Below are 14,908 nucleotides of genomic sequence, written 5' to 3'. Positions count from 1 at the left end.
AGTTTTATACAAGGAACAGGGCAAAAAAACGATTTTTTAAAGCCGGACTCTTATGTCCGGCTTTTTTGCAATAATATCCACCCTAATGTGCGTGTTGCCGGGAGATACTAATAAAGATATGCGGAGCATATCGGGCAAGCAAAACAGCGTTTACCAGGCACGAGAAGGGAGGTCGATAAGCCGGTGGGAATTGAAAATGAAAATATCATTGATGATACCGCTTTAGAATTTCCCAGAGCTGGTTTTTGGGCTGTGCATTTAATCGGCGGCAGTCTATTGTTCTTTTTGGGCATGAGATACGCTGTGAAACGGGTGCCGATGCCAATTATCGCATATCGATTGCTGCGATCTCTGACAAGGCGCTGGTAATGGGTGATGCCTGGCTGTCGCAGGGGTTTGAAAAAACGTCTTGCGACAGTTTTTTGTTTTTTCACTCTTTATATCGCTGATCTTTTCTCTATCTCCTTGAATAAAGATGGGTTATCGTGTACCATTTACCTAGAGGTGTTTTGATGAAGGATCCAATTATTGTAACTCTCATTAACGGAGAACAGCGTGAATATGAAAGGGAAGTCAGCTTGCTGACGATTGCCAGAGATGTAAGGGCTCTTTATACCGCCCCGATTGTGGCGGCAAAAGTGAACCAGCGGCTGGAAGACTTGCAGTATTGCCTGGACGGGGATTGTAGCGTGGATTTTCTCGACTTGAGCACTGAAACAGGAATGCGAGTGTATCAGAGAAGCTTGGCTTTTGTGCTGATCATGGCTGTCGCTGAACTATTTCCTCAGGGCCAGGTGACGATTGAACATTCTCTCGCCAAGGGCTTATATTGTGAATTGCATCTGGGAAGGCCCTTGACTCAAACTGATGTGGAAAAACTGGAGACAGGCATGCGGCAGATCGTTTTGGCGGATCGGCCCTTTATTAAGAAAGAGCTTCCTTTAAACGATGCGATTGAACTTTTTGAGATTGCCGGGCAAGCGGAGAAGGTTGCCCTCTTAAAACAGCTGAACCAGCCGGAAGTCTGCGTCTATAGCTGCGGTGAAATCGCTGACTATGTCCATGAGATTATGACTCCCAGCACCGGGTATTTAAAAATCTTTGAACTGCGGTTTTATCAGCCGGGGCTGCTGCTGCGATTCCCGCGAACGGAAAATCCGACTGTTCTGCCAACCTATGTGGAACAACCTAAATTGGCCGCTATTTTCCAGGAAGCGGAACGCTGGGGCGCCATTCTGGGCTGCGGTTATGTGGGAACTTTGAATGAATGCATTCAGAAAGAGACTGTCTACGATATTATTCGGGTCGCCGAAGCGCTGCACGAAAAAAAGATTGCCCAAATCGCCGACGCGATAGTCCAGCAAGGATCGGTCCGGGTGATTCTTGTAGCCGGTCCGTCTTCTTCCGGCAAAACCACCTTTGCCCAGAGACTGTCCATTCAGTTAAGAGTCAACGGCCGTAGACCGGTGCCGATCTCCCTGGATGATTATTTCGTTGATCGGGAGCATACACCGCGGGATGAGCAGGGTGAGTATGATTTCGAAGCTATTGAAGCCATTGATCTGCCTTTATTTAACGATCATCTGCGCCGTATTCTGGCCGGGGAAGAGGTGGAGATTCCCTCGTTTAATTTTAAACTGGGCGCACGGGAGTATCTCGGCCATAAGATACGGATCAGTCCGGAACAACCGTTGATTATCGAAGGAATTCACGGCTTGAATGAACGATTGACCCAATCGATTCCCCGGGAGCAAAAAGTAAAGATCTATATCAGCGCTTTAACCCAGTTAGCGATTGACAATCATAACCGTATTCCCACCACCGATACCAGGCTGATCCGGCGGATCGTCCGGGACAGTCAGTTCCGGTCTCATGATGCACTGGTCAGTCTTAGGATATGGCCTTCCGTCCGGCGGGGCGAAGAAAAAAATATTTTTCCGTTCCAGGAAGAAGCCGATATCATGTTTAATTCGGCGTTGATCTATGAATTAGCCATATTAAAGCGTTACGCTCAGCCCCTGCTGGAGCAGGTTGGCACTAAAAACCCCGAATACTCGGAAGCCCGCCGTTTGCTGCAGTTCCTCGAATATTTCGAGCCCAGCGGCGAAGAAGACGTGCCGCCAAACTCCATCCTGCGGGAATTTATCGGTCAGTCTTGCTTCTACAAATAAAAAAGGCCTCGCACTGTCAAACAGCGCGAGGCCTTTTTCAACGGTTCCTAGCTTTTTTGACGGCTGGCTTCAAAAAACTTCAGCGCCACATCAGGGAACACAGCATAGGACAATACATCTTCCGTGGAGGCCTTCGGATAGCCTTCTTCCGCCAGTTTTTGGCGCAGGGAGTCCATTTGCGGCGGAATGTCATCAGCCGGACGATAATCAATAATTTTTTCGCCGGCGATAATCAGATCTTTAATGGCGGGATCAATCGGGGCCGGGGTACGGCCGTATTTACCGCGGGCTAAGTCTTTGATCTCCCGGGGCACAACTTTATAGCGGCCCAGCATCACATTGAAGGCAGCCATGGAACCGACGATCTGGCTGGTGGGGGTCACCAGCGGCGGGTAACCAAGCTCCGCCCGTACTTTCGGCATTTCTTCGATGAGTTCCGGGAATTTATCAGCCATGCCCTGTTCTTTTAGCTGATTGAGGAGATTAGATAACATGCCGCCGGGGATTTGGAAGGAAAGCACCTTGGTGTCGATATCGATGGCGGTATTGAGTTTAAAGTGTTCAGCGACCTGTTTTTTTACAGTACGGAAATGGTCGGCAACGGCGTAAAGTTTGTTCAGGTCGAGGCCGGTATCCCGTTCCTGTCCTTTCAGGGTAGCAACGATGGCTTCGGTGGGTGGCTGTGAAGAGCCCATGGCAAAGGGAGAGAGGGAGCAGTCTACGATATCTACCCCGGCTTCGATCGCTTTCAGGTAGGTCATGGAAGCCATGCCGCTGGTATAGTGGGTATGTAGGTCAATGGGCACTTTAATCTCTTTTTTCAGGGCTGTTACCAGGTCATACGCGGTATAGGGCGCCAGCAGGCCGGCCATATCTTTGATACAGATAGAATCGGCGCCTCTTTCAACCAGATCTTTGGCCATTTTCACGAAGCTTTCGGTATTGTGGAAGGGGCTGATGGTGTAAACGAAGGAACCCTGGACGTGAGCGCCAGCCTCTTTGGCTGCTTTCATGGCAGTTTCCAGATTGCGCACGTCATTGAGGGCGTCGAACAGGCGGATAACTCCTACGCCGTTAGCCACAGACCGCTTTACGAACTCCGTGACTACATCGTCGGCATAGTGGTTGTAACCCAATACATTCTGTCCGCGCAACAGCATTTGGATCGGAGTTTTTTTCAGATGTTTTTTAATGGTGCGAAGCCGTTCCCAAGGATCTTCATTCAAAAAGCGCAAACAACTGTCAAAGGTTGCTCCGCCCCAGGCTTCTAACGAGAAATAGCCAACCTCGTCGAGTTGTTCCAGCATTGGAAGCATATCCGCGGTGCGCATACGGGTGGCCGCCAGGGATTGATGACCGTCGCGCAGAACGGTTTCTACAATTTTTACTGGAGTTTTGGACATCATCTCAGCCTCCTTAAAGTGAAATAGTTTTATACTTGTATACATTATATCTTGATTCAACATAAAAAGTAAGAGATTTAATAATTGTTTCTTTTTATGGGTGGTCATTGCAGATAGCGATTGCCTGAAAAGGGGAGCATATCATATGCCCCCCCTTTCTTCATTGGATTTATCCAGGTACAGTTTTGTCCGGCGCTATAGCAGCGATTATGTTTACACAATGCACAATTCATAGTAGCTCTTTATCCGCGAATCAGTTTTTCCATTCTGGAAATTATATCCATGATTTTGATATTGGTGCAACTGATAAATAATTATTTAATGAACTTTACTTTCTCACAGATATCTTTTACAGTAGTTTCCTTTCTCTCGTTAAATGTCACTTTGTTTTTCTCAAACAGATTATTGCCCTTGGTGTCAATGGATACAATCAACGGGCCAAAATTTTTAACCCGGGATACCCAAAGTGCTTCCGGCATGCCCAGATCTTCCCATTCAACTTTCTCAATTTCTTCTACTTCGGTAGCGGCAAGGACAGCGCACCCGCCTGGAAATACAGCATGCAAAGCCTTATAAGTCTTGCATCCTTCCTCTGTTTTGGGACCCATGCCGCCTTTGCCGATGATCAGCTTAACACCGGTTTCGGCGATAAATTCCTTTTCGAATTTTTCCATACGCATACTGGTAGTGGGTCCAATGGAAACCATTTGCCATTTACTATTTTCATCTTTGGCAACGATAGGCCCCGCGTGAAAAATGGCCAGGCCCTTTAAGTCCACCGGAAGTTTTCTGCCATATTCAATCAAACGTCTATGGGCTACATCCCGGCAGGTAATTAAATAGCCGTCAAGGTAGACGACATCCCCGGCCGTGATATTTTCGAGATCTTCATTTTTAATTGGAGTGGTTAATACTTTTTTCACAGCGTTACCTCCTTGTGAGAAATAATTTCATAGGTCATATCCTCATTGATGCGAATCGTACCTCTTCTGTGGGCCCAGCATCCAACACTGATAGCAACACTGATGGTGGACGGGTGTCTGGCAGCGGATTCAATGTGAACACCTGTTACGGAATTCTTGCCGGAGAGGCCCTGTGGTCCAATACCCACTTCATTCAGTCCGTTTTCAAGCAATCGTTCCATTTCAGCGCCGCGCGGGTCGTGATGACGGGTGCCAATAGGGCGGAACAGAGCCTTTTTCGAAAGGCGGGCGGCTACTTCAATGGAGCCGGCGATGCCTATGCCAACCAGGAGCGGCGGACAGGCGTTCAGTCCCATGGATGTCATTACATCAAAGACATACTCTACAATACCTTCATAGCCGGCGGAAGGCATCAGCGTTCTTCCCTGTCCGAGCAGGCTGCAGCCGCCGCCAGCCATATATACTTCAATTTCTGTGCTCTTTGAGGCGGGAACAATCTCCCAATCAATAATGGGAACCCGCTCGCCCGTATTATTTCCGGTATTCTTCTCCTTAAAAATCTCCACCGCATTATGGCGAAGCGGAGCGGTTTGCGTCGCTCCCAGAACAGCGTTGTGAAGTATGTCTTGAATATTTGCCAGTAACGGGAATTCAGATCCGGCTTTCACATAATATTGAATAACGCCTGTATCCTGACAGCAGGGACGATCGAGCTTAGCGGCCAGTTCCTGGTTTTCAAACATGGAGTCATATACTACCTTTGCCAGATAAGTATCTTCCTGTTCTCTGAGTTTACGCAACTTGGCTATGATATCATCGGGAAGATATTTACCTGTATAGCCGGTAAACCTGGTCATGATGTTTGTCATGGCCTGTATTTTTTGTTCGTGTGTCATGCGACAGCCTCCTTGGATGTATCTAAAATACAAACACCGGGCAGTGAATATTCTGTTTTTTGGTATCCAGATATCAATTTGAGCTCGTTCCAAGTATACTATCTGGCTACGCTAAATAAAAATATATATTCGCAATGATATCATTAATTACTTTAATTCTGCCAATTTCCCCGACTTGTGGTACACTATTATCAATAAAAGGGACAAATAGAGAGCATAAACTCCGGAGGCTTTCAATGGAATTACGACAGCTTGAATACTTTCAGATGGTTGCCAAAACAAATAGTATTACAAGAGCAGCTGAGCAATTGCATGTTTCGCAGTCGACAGTGACTTTGGCCATCCAGAGATTGGAGGACGAATTGAATTCTCCCCTCCTGGATCGCAGCCAGAAACAACTTTCTTTAACATCGGAAGGTAAAGTCTTTATACAAAAAGTGTCTGATGCTTTTAATTTGTTACAGGACGGCATTGCCGAAGTTAATAATTACCGTCAATTAAAAAAAGGCACCCTCAAAGTAGGTGTGCCTCCCATGATCGGGTCCTATTTATTTCCGGAAATTTTAGCCGGTTTTAAAAAGCATTATCCCAACCTGGATCTTGCCATTTTTGAAGAAAGCTCCTTTTATATTCGTCAATTATTAGAAAAGGGTGAGCTGGACATCGGGATCGTGAATTTGTTTCAGCCATCCCAGCTCCTTGAAACCTTAAGCATAGCAAACGAGCAGATCGTTGTTTGCCTGCCTTTAACGCATCAATTGGCGAAGTTGAGCACCATTGCCATCGAGAAACTTAAAGAGGAACCGTTTATTCTCTTTAAAGCGGGAGCCTATAATCGTCAAATCATTCTGGAGGAATGCAGAAAGCATGGGTTTGATCCTCATATCATTTTAGCGACAGACCAGATTGAGACGATGAAAGGCTCGGTAATAAAAGGGGTTGGCATTTGTTTCTTAATGGAAGAAATCGCCCGTAGGGGGACAGAATATGTATCCATCTCCCTTGCCAATCCATTGTACCTTGAATTTGGCCTGGCATGGAAGAAGGATAGGTATCTGTCAATGGCTGTTCAGGCTTTTATTAATTTCATTAGAGAATCGAGTTTCGCGCATCAGAATCCATCCTGATTTATATTTAAAAAAAGGCGATCGCAAAATGATTTTCTGCGATCGCCTTTTAAGTATAAAGATATTAATGTGGATTGATCCTAAAACACGCAACATAATGTTTTTGATCTGAAGATGATAATGCCGGGGAGCTCTCGGCGCACTGCTTCATAGCATAATGACAGCGGGTGCGGAAGCGGCAGCCGCTGGGCGGGTTCAGGGGGCTGGGTACATCGCCTTCCAGGATAATTCGCTGACGTTTCAGCTCGATTTGCGGGTCGGGGATAGGGATAGCCGAAAGCAGGGCCTGGGTGTAGGGATGCTGCGGATTGCTGTATAGTTCCTCGCAGGGGGCCAATTCCACCAGGGAACCAAGATACATGACTGCCACCCGTTTGCTGATGTGCTTGACCATGGACAGGTCATGGGCGATAAACAGGTAGGTCAGTCCCAGTTCCGCCTGCAATTGTTGCAGCAGGTTGACCACCTGGGCCTGGATCGATACGTCAAGAGCGGAAATCGGTTCATCGCAGACGATGAATTGAGGATTGACAGCCAGCGCGCGGGCGATGCCAATTCTTTGCCTCTGTCCGCCGCTGAACTCGTGGGGAAAGCGATTGGCGTGCTCCGGGTTGAGACCTACCTGTTTCAGCAGGTGAAAAATCCGGTCACTGCGCTCACTGCCGCTGGCTAGGTTATGAATGTCCAAGGGTTCGCCGATAATGTCGCCTACCGTCATCCGGGGATTCAGGGAAGCGTAAGGGTCCTGGAAAATCATCTGGAGTTTGCGGCGCATCTCCAGAGACTTCGGCCCGGCAATGGCCTGATGAACATCCTGACCGCCCAATAATGCCTGCCCCTGGGTGGGGCGGTACAGGCCGACGATGGTGCGGCCAACGGTGGATTTACCGCAGCCGGTTTCTCCCACCAATCCCAGTGTTTCCCCGGGAAACACTTCAAAACTTACATTTTCCACTGCTTTGACATAGGAGACGGCATTGCCCCAAAAAGAGGTCTGAGCGGTGAAATATTTGCTGACCTGATTGACCGTCAGTAATGCTTTCATGCCGGGTCACCTTCCTTTGCAGCAGAAAATAAGGATTCCGGCTTGCGGAGCGACATTTCGTGGGACAGCCAGCAGCGGCTTTGCCGTTCTAGTCCCGTCGGCAGCAGGGGAGGAGGCTGATGGCAAATTTCCATGGCGTAGCGGCAGCGGGGCATATAGGCGCAGCCGGGAGGCGGAGACAGCAAGTCAGGCGGCTGTCCGCCGATGGATTCCAGGCGGGTCTGCCCTGCATCCAGGCGGGGGACCGAGCGCAATAAGCCGTAGGTGTAAGGATGCATCGGCTGGGCATACAGATCCTGAACTGAAGCAGTTTCCACGATTTTGCCGGCATACATCACCAGCACACGGCTGCACAGTCCGGCCACTACTCCCAGGTCATGGGAGATCAGAATAATAGAGGTCAGAAGCTTCTCGTTAAGCTGTTTCATGAGTTCTACGATCTGGGCCTGAATGGTTACATCCAGGGCCGTAGTGGGCTCATCGGCAATCAGAATTTTAGGGTTACAGGCCAAGGCCATAGCAATCATCACTCTTTGGCGCATACCGCCGGACAATTGGTGAGGGTATTGACGGATGCGGGTCTCAGGCGCCGGGATTCCGACCAAACGCAGCATTTCCACAGCTTTGTCAAGGGCATCTTTCTGACCGAAATGCTGGTGGATCATGAAGCTTTCCGCCAGCTGCAGTCCAATAGACAACACCGGATTTAGCGAGGTCATAGGGTCTTGGAAGATCATGCTGATAGCATTGCCCCGCAGGGCTTGCAGCTCTGTTTCAGGCAGCTTGGCGATATCTTTGTTGTTAAACAGGATTTTGCCGCCGGCAATTTCACCGGGAGGAGAGGGAATCAGCCCCATCAGAGAACTGGCGGTTACACTTTTGCCACAGCCGGATTCGCCTACAATGCCGATGATTTCCCCTTTTCCCAGGCTGAAGCTCACGTCATTGACAGCCTGCACTTTACCGGCATAGGTGTGAAAAACTACCTGCAGGTTTTCAACCGATAGTATTGTATCCATGCGTATTCCCTCCTACTTTCTCATCCGCGGGTCAAGAGCGTCCCGCAAGCCATCCCCCAGAAAGTTGAAGGACAGCATGGTGACGCTGATGGCCACTGCCGGATAAAAGAGTTGGAAAGGATAGGAGCGGAGCGAGTTGACCCCTTCCGAGGCCAAAACTCCCCAACTGGCCATGGGGGCTGACACGCCCAATCCGATAAAGCTTAAAAAGGCTTCCGTGAAGATGGCTTCCGGAATGGCGAGGGTCATAGTCACAATAATCGGGCCCATGCTGTTGGGAATCAAATGCCGGAGAATGATACGCCAGGAACTGGCGCCAATAAGGCGGGCCGCCAGAATATATTCCTGTTCTTTCAGTGCCAGGACTTGTCCCCGGACCATGCGGGCCATACGCAGCCAGTATACAAATCCCAGGGCGATGAAAATATTGGTCAGTCCCGGTTTCAGCACAACCATCAGCAGGATGACATATAACAGCAGGGGAATGCCGTATAAGATATCTACGATCCGCATCATGATGCTGTCTACCCGGCCGCCGAAATAGCCGGAAATCCCGCCGTAAATGACGCCGATGGTCAGGTTGATCAGGCTGGCCACAATGCCGATAGACAGGGAAATTCGAGCGCCATACAGTACCCGAGTGAACATATCGCGCCCCAGATTGTCGGTGCCGAACCAATATTGGCTGGACGACGGCTGATTGGCCATCTCCAGGTTTTGATCGGAATAAGAGTAACCGGACAATATAGGCCCGATAACGGCCAAAAGGATGATAAACATAATAAGATAGAGGCCAAGCATGGCCGCTTTATTTTCTTTCAGACGCCGCCAGGAATCCTGCCAGTAGGTTGTGCTGGGTCGGGAGAGACGATAGGAGGCGTCAGTAATACAGTCGATCGGTTTAAACAAATCGCGAGTTGGAACAGCCATACTATTCCTCCTTTCCTGTGTCTAGTTTAATCCGCGGATCCAGCCATATATAGGCCATGTCCACCAGAAAGTTTAAGAAGACCAACAATGCGCTGTAGAACACAGTTACTCCCAGGATGACTGTGTAATCCCGGTTGTAGATGCTGGTGACGAAATGACGGCCCAGACCGGGAATGGCGAAGATGGTTTCGATGACAAAACTGCCGGTAAACACGGCGGCAATCAGAGGTCCCAGATAGGTCACCACCGGAATCAGGGCGTTTTTCAAAGCATGCCGGTATACAATCAGCCATTTGGATAAGCCTTTGGCTCGGGCGGTACGGATATAATCCTGACCCAAAACCTCCAGCATGCTGGAGCGAGTCAGGCGGGCGATGAAGGCAGTCGGCAGGCCGGCCAGAGCAAATGCCGGCAGGACCATGTACTCCAGTCCTCCCCACATGGCTGCAGGCAATAATTCCAGTTTTAGGGCAAAAATATAGATGAACAGAGTGGACAGGATGAAGTTAGGCACGGAGATCCCGATGGTACCCAGAAACATGGCCAGATAATCCGGCCATTGATTGTGCTTTAGGGCGGATATGATACCTGCCGGAATACCAAGCAGCACGGCCAGTCCTACCGCCAAAACACCTAGCTCCGCCGAAACAGGGAATCCTTCAGCAATGATTTCATTGACAGTACGGGATTCATATTTGAAAGATGGGCCCAAATCGCCTTGGAGCATGTTTGTTATGTAGTCAATATACTGTTTTCCCAAGGGATCATTCAGGTGGTAGCGTTCCTCAATATTTTTTAAAACCGCCGGCGGCAGGTTGCGCTCCGCAGTGAACGGACCACCCGGTATAGAGTGCATCAGCAAAAAGGTCGCTGTGATAATAACGAACAGAACGACTAACGTGGACATAAAACGCCGTACAATGAAAGCCAGCAACGATATCCCTCCTTAGTAGACTTGCGGACTGGAAGACCCGATACCGGACAATGCCTTGGATACACAAAAATTGTAAACACAATAAACCAGTGTATTCGCGATAAGGTCATTTTTACCCTGCCATAAGAAGAGAAAATCTGTTGTATACATACAACAGATTTTGACACTTGCTATTTTCTGAACCTTGACAAAACCCATCTGCAGCCTTGAATCTGGCCTTTTTCAGCGGTCCTCTATCCAACTAGTGCGGCGTTGACTACTAGGTTACGGCCGCCTTGTTTGGCCTGATACAGGGCTTTATCCGCCGAGGCGATGATTTGCTCAGGACTTGGCGCCGCGGTCATGACCAGAGGATCATAGGTTGCCACACCTTGGCTGGCGGTAATCCGGCCGGTATTGCCGCCGGAATTATCGGGAAATTGGCTGGCGGCTACGATTTGACGCAGCTTTTCGGCGATGGCCAATGCCTCGGCATTACTGCATTCTGGCAGGATGACGCTGAATTCTTCGCCGCCGTAACGGGCGGGAAAATCAATGCCCCGGACGTTTTGCCGCAGGATATCGCCAATCTGAGTCAACAGTTTATCTCCGACAGGATGCCCATAGGTGTCATTGTAATTTTTAAATTTATCCAGATCAAACATGATCAGACTCAGGGGCCGCCGTAAGGAAGCGGCGCGCCGCAGCTCGGTTTCCAGAAAAAGATCGAAATTTCTCCGGTTGGCCAGACCGGTAAGACCGTCAGATAAGGCCATGGATTTTACCTGGTTGTATAAATGGGCTTTCTCCAGTCCCAAAGCGATTTGCTGCGCCAGCAGTTCAGCAAAAGACATGCGGTAGGGAAGACTGGCGGAGGAGGGCAGGCTGCGGCCTAGAATCAGCATGCCCAATATGCGGTGATCCACTGACAAAGGTAGGATTAACATATTTTGCATGGGATTTTGCGTGCAGTCTGCACACATGAACGGGAGCATATCTATGGATCCCTTGACCGGTTTAACGTCTCGCAGCAAAGAGGTCAACTGCGGGTATTGGTCCAGGTTAAACTCGGGAAACGGGCAGGGATAGCCAATAGAGGCTTTGAGGGTCATACTGTTATTGCTCGCGTTGTAAAGAAATCCCAACCCGATGTCTGCGTGCAGTGCATTTTTAAGGTGATTCAGGCTTTGGGTCAGGATGGTATCCGGGTCAATGGTGGCTACGGAGATTTGGGTAATCTGCTGCAGATACTGTTCTTCTTCCAGTCTTACCTGAGTCTCACGATACAGCTTTGCCGCGGTGATGGCTGCTCCGGCGTAGTGACCCAGCGCCTTCAGCAAACGGGCGTCATGTTCGCTGAAGCCTGCCTTCTCATGGGAGTAGGCTTCAATGACCCCGATAATTTGCTGGTCATTGATCAAGGGAGCGCAGATGATCGAACGAATCTCCGAAAAAACTAATTGCGGGCGAAAGATCTTCGGGTCCAGGGAAACATCATCAATATAAAGGGCGGTCTTGTCGGCCAGAACTTGCTCGGCCAGGCTGTTTTCCATGGGTATGAATTCCGGCGGGGAACTGATGCCGTAAGTGGCCGCCACTTCCAAAGTGGACCGGTCCTGGTGCAGCAGGGCGATAGAACTTTGCCGGGCATGCATCATATCCGCCACAATATCGACAATAGCATCGTAGGTATCCTGTAAATCCAGCTGGGAAGTGATAATCATCCCGATCTTAGCCAGGGTATCCTCGATCATGTTGCGCTGTTTTTCCGATTGCTCGTATAGCTTGGCGTTATTGTCGGCCAGCGCTTCCATTTCTTCTTTAATTTGACTGACATCCTCATAGGGTTTTTTAATGGTAATGTCATACATGGCCCGCAGCAAATAATAGTGCGCGGCTACTTGGCATACATGGCCGATGAAGGTGACAAGATCCGGCGACTGGCTGCTCAGAAAGAAGCAATAGTCGGTTAGAACAGCGAAAGATACTGCCCGGGAAAATAAGTGAGTCACGCGAAAATGGGGCTGCTTTTGCTGTAGTAACAGAAGAAGCAAAAGCTGAACGGCAATGCTGAGATACGGTGTACAAACGATCAGGATTTGATACAGGTTGAGAATCTGGGGCCAGATCATGGCGCTGATATAGATGTTGACGGCAATGGCCACAACTAACAAAATAGTGGCGTATAATAGCATGTTGCCTGAGATGGAGTGATTTTGGCCGTTGGTCAGGATGAGCGCGTATAAAAGGCCTAACGTCCAGATCAATCGGGCCGCCGACCAGAGCAGATTGCCGCTGATTTGACCTTCCGCGACAGGGCCGGCCAGGTTCAGGCATGACAGTAAGTGAGCGGCATCCAGTATGCTCACGCATAATATAACCAAACTAATGGTTGTGGTTTGCAGATTATTGCGCCGGTTGGTTCCGTACCAGGTGATGAAAAAAGTGATAAATCCCAATATTACGCCGGAAAATTCCAGCAATCGATGGGCGGCGTGGGCAAACGGGTCAGGAATCGCTAGATGGGGAAGTGTCTGTAATACCGTTAAACCGATTACGGCTAGCAGTAACGGTAGAAGATATTTACTGCCGGATATTGGTCGGGTTGGAAAGAAAAACAAAGATCGGTCACCTCCGATGCTCAATCCCGTAGCAGGGACGATTTAGAATATTTTCGGATAAAAAATTCGGATAAAGCAGATCGATTTCTTAGCGGCATGACGTCTGGCTCAATTACATTATTGTATTTTGATAGATTCGAATTTTATTTTTTTATGTTATATACTATGCGGCGGCAGTGTAGGCAGTTAATCTTTGTAACGTTAAGTTAGGGGTGGGCCAAGTGATGGCAGAGAGAAAAAATATAATATTGAAATGGATAAAGCATAAGTAAAATTGCGCATACTAACCAAAATCAGACGAGGTGATCAAAATCGTGGCTAATCCAGTTGTAAGATGTACTGTGGACGAATGTGCCCACTATAAGGCCGGCGACCAGTGCATGGCAGCCCAAATCAGCGTATATAACCAAGGGGAGACCGGGCACTCCCGGGATAGACAGGATACTCAGTGCAAGTCGTTTCATTCCCGAAAAACAGTCGGTGATTTGGTGGGCTCTTTGCACAATGCGAATGTAATGGGAACCGTCACGGCTGCTTTTATGGACGGGACCCAGATCACACCCAATGTGGAATGTTTCGTGAATAACTGCCATCACTGGGAAACCAATAACCGCTGCAGGGCTGAAAGCATCCAGGTTTCCGGGCCTAATGCCGGGAAAACCGATGATACAGATTGTGAGACATTTTCCCCGAAATAATAAAAAAACGGCCAAAAGCAAAGGTCAGGGTTTTACTCCTAGCCTTTGCTTTTTTATCTGGTTTCTCACTGGTATCAGAGCTGTTTCATTTAAGCGTCTGAATTCATATATTGAAACGGCAACATGCTTGCCTCCTATACGGGAGGGCCGCCTCAATGCTTATGATGGCAGCCACAGCCGCAATCATGAGGGTGTTGTTCGGCGAGAGCGGCGTCCAGCTGGGTTTTTACCTGGCCCTTTATATGGTCAATGTACTGGCGGCGCAAACTGGCCTGTTCGTCCTTTTCCGCAGGCGACAGTCCTTCTCCCCGCTGTTTCCGGGCGAGCTGGTTAATACGATCGATGATTTCCGGGGTTATCATAAAACCACCTCACAAAAAGTATTGATCCGGCACGGTAAAACGATTCCTGCCGTGCACAACCACGCATTTACGCATTGAATTGTAGAAATCGTACCAAATTATCGGGCAAGATGCAAGGGACTAAAGGACGGTAAAACAATAAAATATCCAAAACAAGGAGGCGAGAATCGTGCATGGGTGCCCATGAATATCTATTGCACTATATTAATCAATAAGTGACAGCAGGATTTTTACAAAAAACTGCGAAGAAGTTATTTTAATAATTTTCTACTACAATTTGTGCACAGACGTCCCACATTTGTATTCGGTGATTCTTTACAATGTGCGGTCGTTTTTTTGTAGCTCAGACACACGGCAATATATGAAGGGAAGGATTCAGAGTAATGGAAAGAAGAATGATCCAGGTTGAAGAAAAAGTTCCTGTTTTACAAGGCATTCCCCTGAGTTTGCAGCATTTATTTGCTATGTTTGGCGCGACAGTGCTGGTGCCGTTTTTGTTCAAGGTAAATCCGGCTACGTCGCTGCTCTTCAATGGTATCGGCACTCTTATCTATCTTATTGTATCCAAAGGCAGAATACCGGCCTATCTGGGTTCCAGCTTCGCTTTTATTTCACCGGTTTTCGCAATTCTGGCCATTCCGGAGCTGGGTGGCTATGCGGCGGCTCAAGGCGGTTTTATCGCTTTCGGTCTGTTTTTCATACTGGTATCCCAGATCGTGCGTATGGTGGGCACTGATTGGATCGACGTCATCTTTCCGCCGGCAGCTATGGGCGCGATCGTGGCGATCATCGGCCTGGAA

The 14,908-nt window shown here is 48.7% G+C and carries 14 protein-coding genes; 5 read left to right on the top strand and 9 right to left on the bottom strand.

What is annotated here, in order from left to right; translation table 11 throughout:
• The first annotated feature begins 183 nt into the window (after positions 1 to 183).
• Entirely contained in the window at positions 184 to 369 is a 186-nt protein-coding gene (locus tag ALO_RS00345) for a hypothetical protein (protein ID WP_004091677.1), read from the top strand.
• A gap of 143 nt (positions 370 to 512) precedes the next feature.
• Positions 513 to 2,171 (top strand): nucleoside kinase, encoded by a 1,659-nt coding sequence (locus tag ALO_RS00340; RefSeq protein ID WP_004091676.1) that lies wholly within the window; start codon positions 513 to 515, stop codon positions 2,169 to 2,171.
• A 47-nt stretch (positions 2,172 to 2,218) separates the two neighbouring features.
• Here ALO_RS00340 and ALO_RS00335 read toward each other — a convergent pair whose 3' ends face one another.
• From ALO_RS00335 to ttdA, 3 genes are all read right to left on the bottom strand, one after another.
• Positions 2,219 to 3,574: a pyruvate carboxylase subunit B gene (locus ALO_RS00335; RefSeq protein ID WP_004091674.1), complete on the bottom strand. Its 1,356-nt coding sequence runs from the start codon at positions 3,572 to 3,574 to the stop codon at positions 2,219 to 2,221.
• A gap of 314 nt (positions 3,575 to 3,888) precedes the next feature.
• Positions 3,889 to 4,497: a L(+)-tartrate dehydratase subunit beta gene (gene ttdB, locus ALO_RS00330; RefSeq protein ID WP_004091672.1), complete on the bottom strand. Its 609-nt coding sequence runs from the start codon at positions 4,495 to 4,497 to the stop codon at positions 3,889 to 3,891.
• Positions 4,494 to 5,393 carry a L(+)-tartrate dehydratase subunit alpha gene (gene ttdA / locus ALO_RS00325; protein WP_004091670.1) on the bottom strand — a complete coding sequence of 300 codons (900 nt, stop codon included), beginning with the start codon at positions 5,391 to 5,393 and terminating at the stop codon, positions 4,494 to 4,496. Before ttdA ends, ttdB begins: the two co-directional genes overlap by 4 nt.
• Before the next feature lie 236 nt (positions 5,394 to 5,629).
• Between ttdA and ALO_RS00320 the strand changes: the two genes are divergently transcribed.
• Positions 5,630 to 6,520, top strand: a complete 891-nt coding sequence (locus ALO_RS00320) for a LysR family transcriptional regulator (protein ID WP_004091668.1) — start codon at positions 5,630 to 5,632, stop codon at positions 6,518 to 6,520.
• A 64-nt stretch (positions 6,521 to 6,584) separates the two neighbouring features.
• On the opposite strand, the gene ALO_RS00315 is transcribed toward ALO_RS00320, so the two are convergent.
• From ALO_RS00315 to ALO_RS00295, 5 genes are all read right to left on the bottom strand, one after another.
• Positions 6,585 to 7,565 (bottom strand): ABC transporter ATP-binding protein, encoded by a 981-nt coding sequence (locus ALO_RS00315; protein ID WP_004091666.1) that lies wholly within the window; start codon positions 7,563 to 7,565, stop codon positions 6,585 to 6,587.
• Complete coding sequence (locus ALO_RS00310) at positions 7,562 to 8,584, bottom strand: ABC transporter ATP-binding protein (RefSeq protein WP_004091664.1); 1,023 nt, start codon at positions 8,582 to 8,584, stop codon at positions 7,562 to 7,564. The genes ALO_RS00315 and ALO_RS00310 overlap by 4 nt, the downstream gene beginning before the upstream one ends.
• A 12-nt stretch (positions 8,585 to 8,596) precedes the next feature.
• The gene (locus ALO_RS00305; protein WP_004091662.1) at positions 8,597 to 9,514 is read right to left on the bottom strand and encodes an ABC transporter permease; all 918 of its coding nucleotides are present in this window, start codon (positions 9,512 to 9,514) and stop codon (positions 8,597 to 8,599) included.
• 1 nt (position 9,515) lies between these two features.
• Entirely contained in the window at positions 9,516 to 10,448 is a 933-nt protein-coding gene (locus ALO_RS00300; RefSeq protein WP_004091660.1) for an ABC transporter permease, read from the bottom strand.
• A gap of 233 nt (positions 10,449 to 10,681) precedes the next feature.
• The gene (locus ALO_RS00295) at positions 10,682 to 13,048 is read right to left on the bottom strand and encodes a diguanylate cyclase (RefSeq protein ID WP_004091658.1); all 2,367 of its coding nucleotides are present in this window, start codon (positions 13,046 to 13,048) and stop codon (positions 10,682 to 10,684) included.
• A 314-nt stretch (positions 13,049 to 13,362) separates the two neighbouring features.
• Here ALO_RS00295 and ALO_RS00290 point away from each other — a divergent pair, with 314 nt between their 5' ends.
• Complete coding sequence (locus tag ALO_RS00290) at positions 13,363 to 13,746, top strand: DUF1540 domain-containing protein (protein WP_004091656.1); 384 nt, start codon at positions 13,363 to 13,365, stop codon at positions 13,744 to 13,746.
• A 152-nt stretch (positions 13,747 to 13,898) separates the two neighbouring features.
• On the opposite strand, the gene ALO_RS21155 is transcribed toward ALO_RS00290, so the two are convergent.
• Positions 13,899 to 14,108 carry a DUF896 domain-containing protein gene (locus tag ALO_RS21155; protein WP_072031791.1) on the bottom strand — a complete coding sequence of 70 codons (210 nt, stop codon included), beginning with the start codon at positions 14,106 to 14,108 and terminating at the stop codon, positions 13,899 to 13,901.
• Positions 14,109 to 14,491: 383 nt separating this feature from the next.
• Between ALO_RS21155 and ALO_RS00280 the strand changes: the two genes are divergently transcribed.
• Positions 14,492 to 14,908, top strand: a 417-nt coding sequence (locus ALO_RS00280) for a solute carrier family 23 protein (RefSeq protein WP_004091652.1), incomplete at its 3' end; no start/stop codon positions are given.

It is taken from the genome of Acetonema longum DSM 6540 (assembly GCF_000219125.1).
Lineage (GTDB): Bacteria > Bacillota > Negativicutes > Sporomusales > Acetonemataceae > Acetonema > Acetonema longum.
Note: the sequence above shows the minus strand (reverse complement) of the source record. Positions and strands in the feature narration are given on the sequence as shown.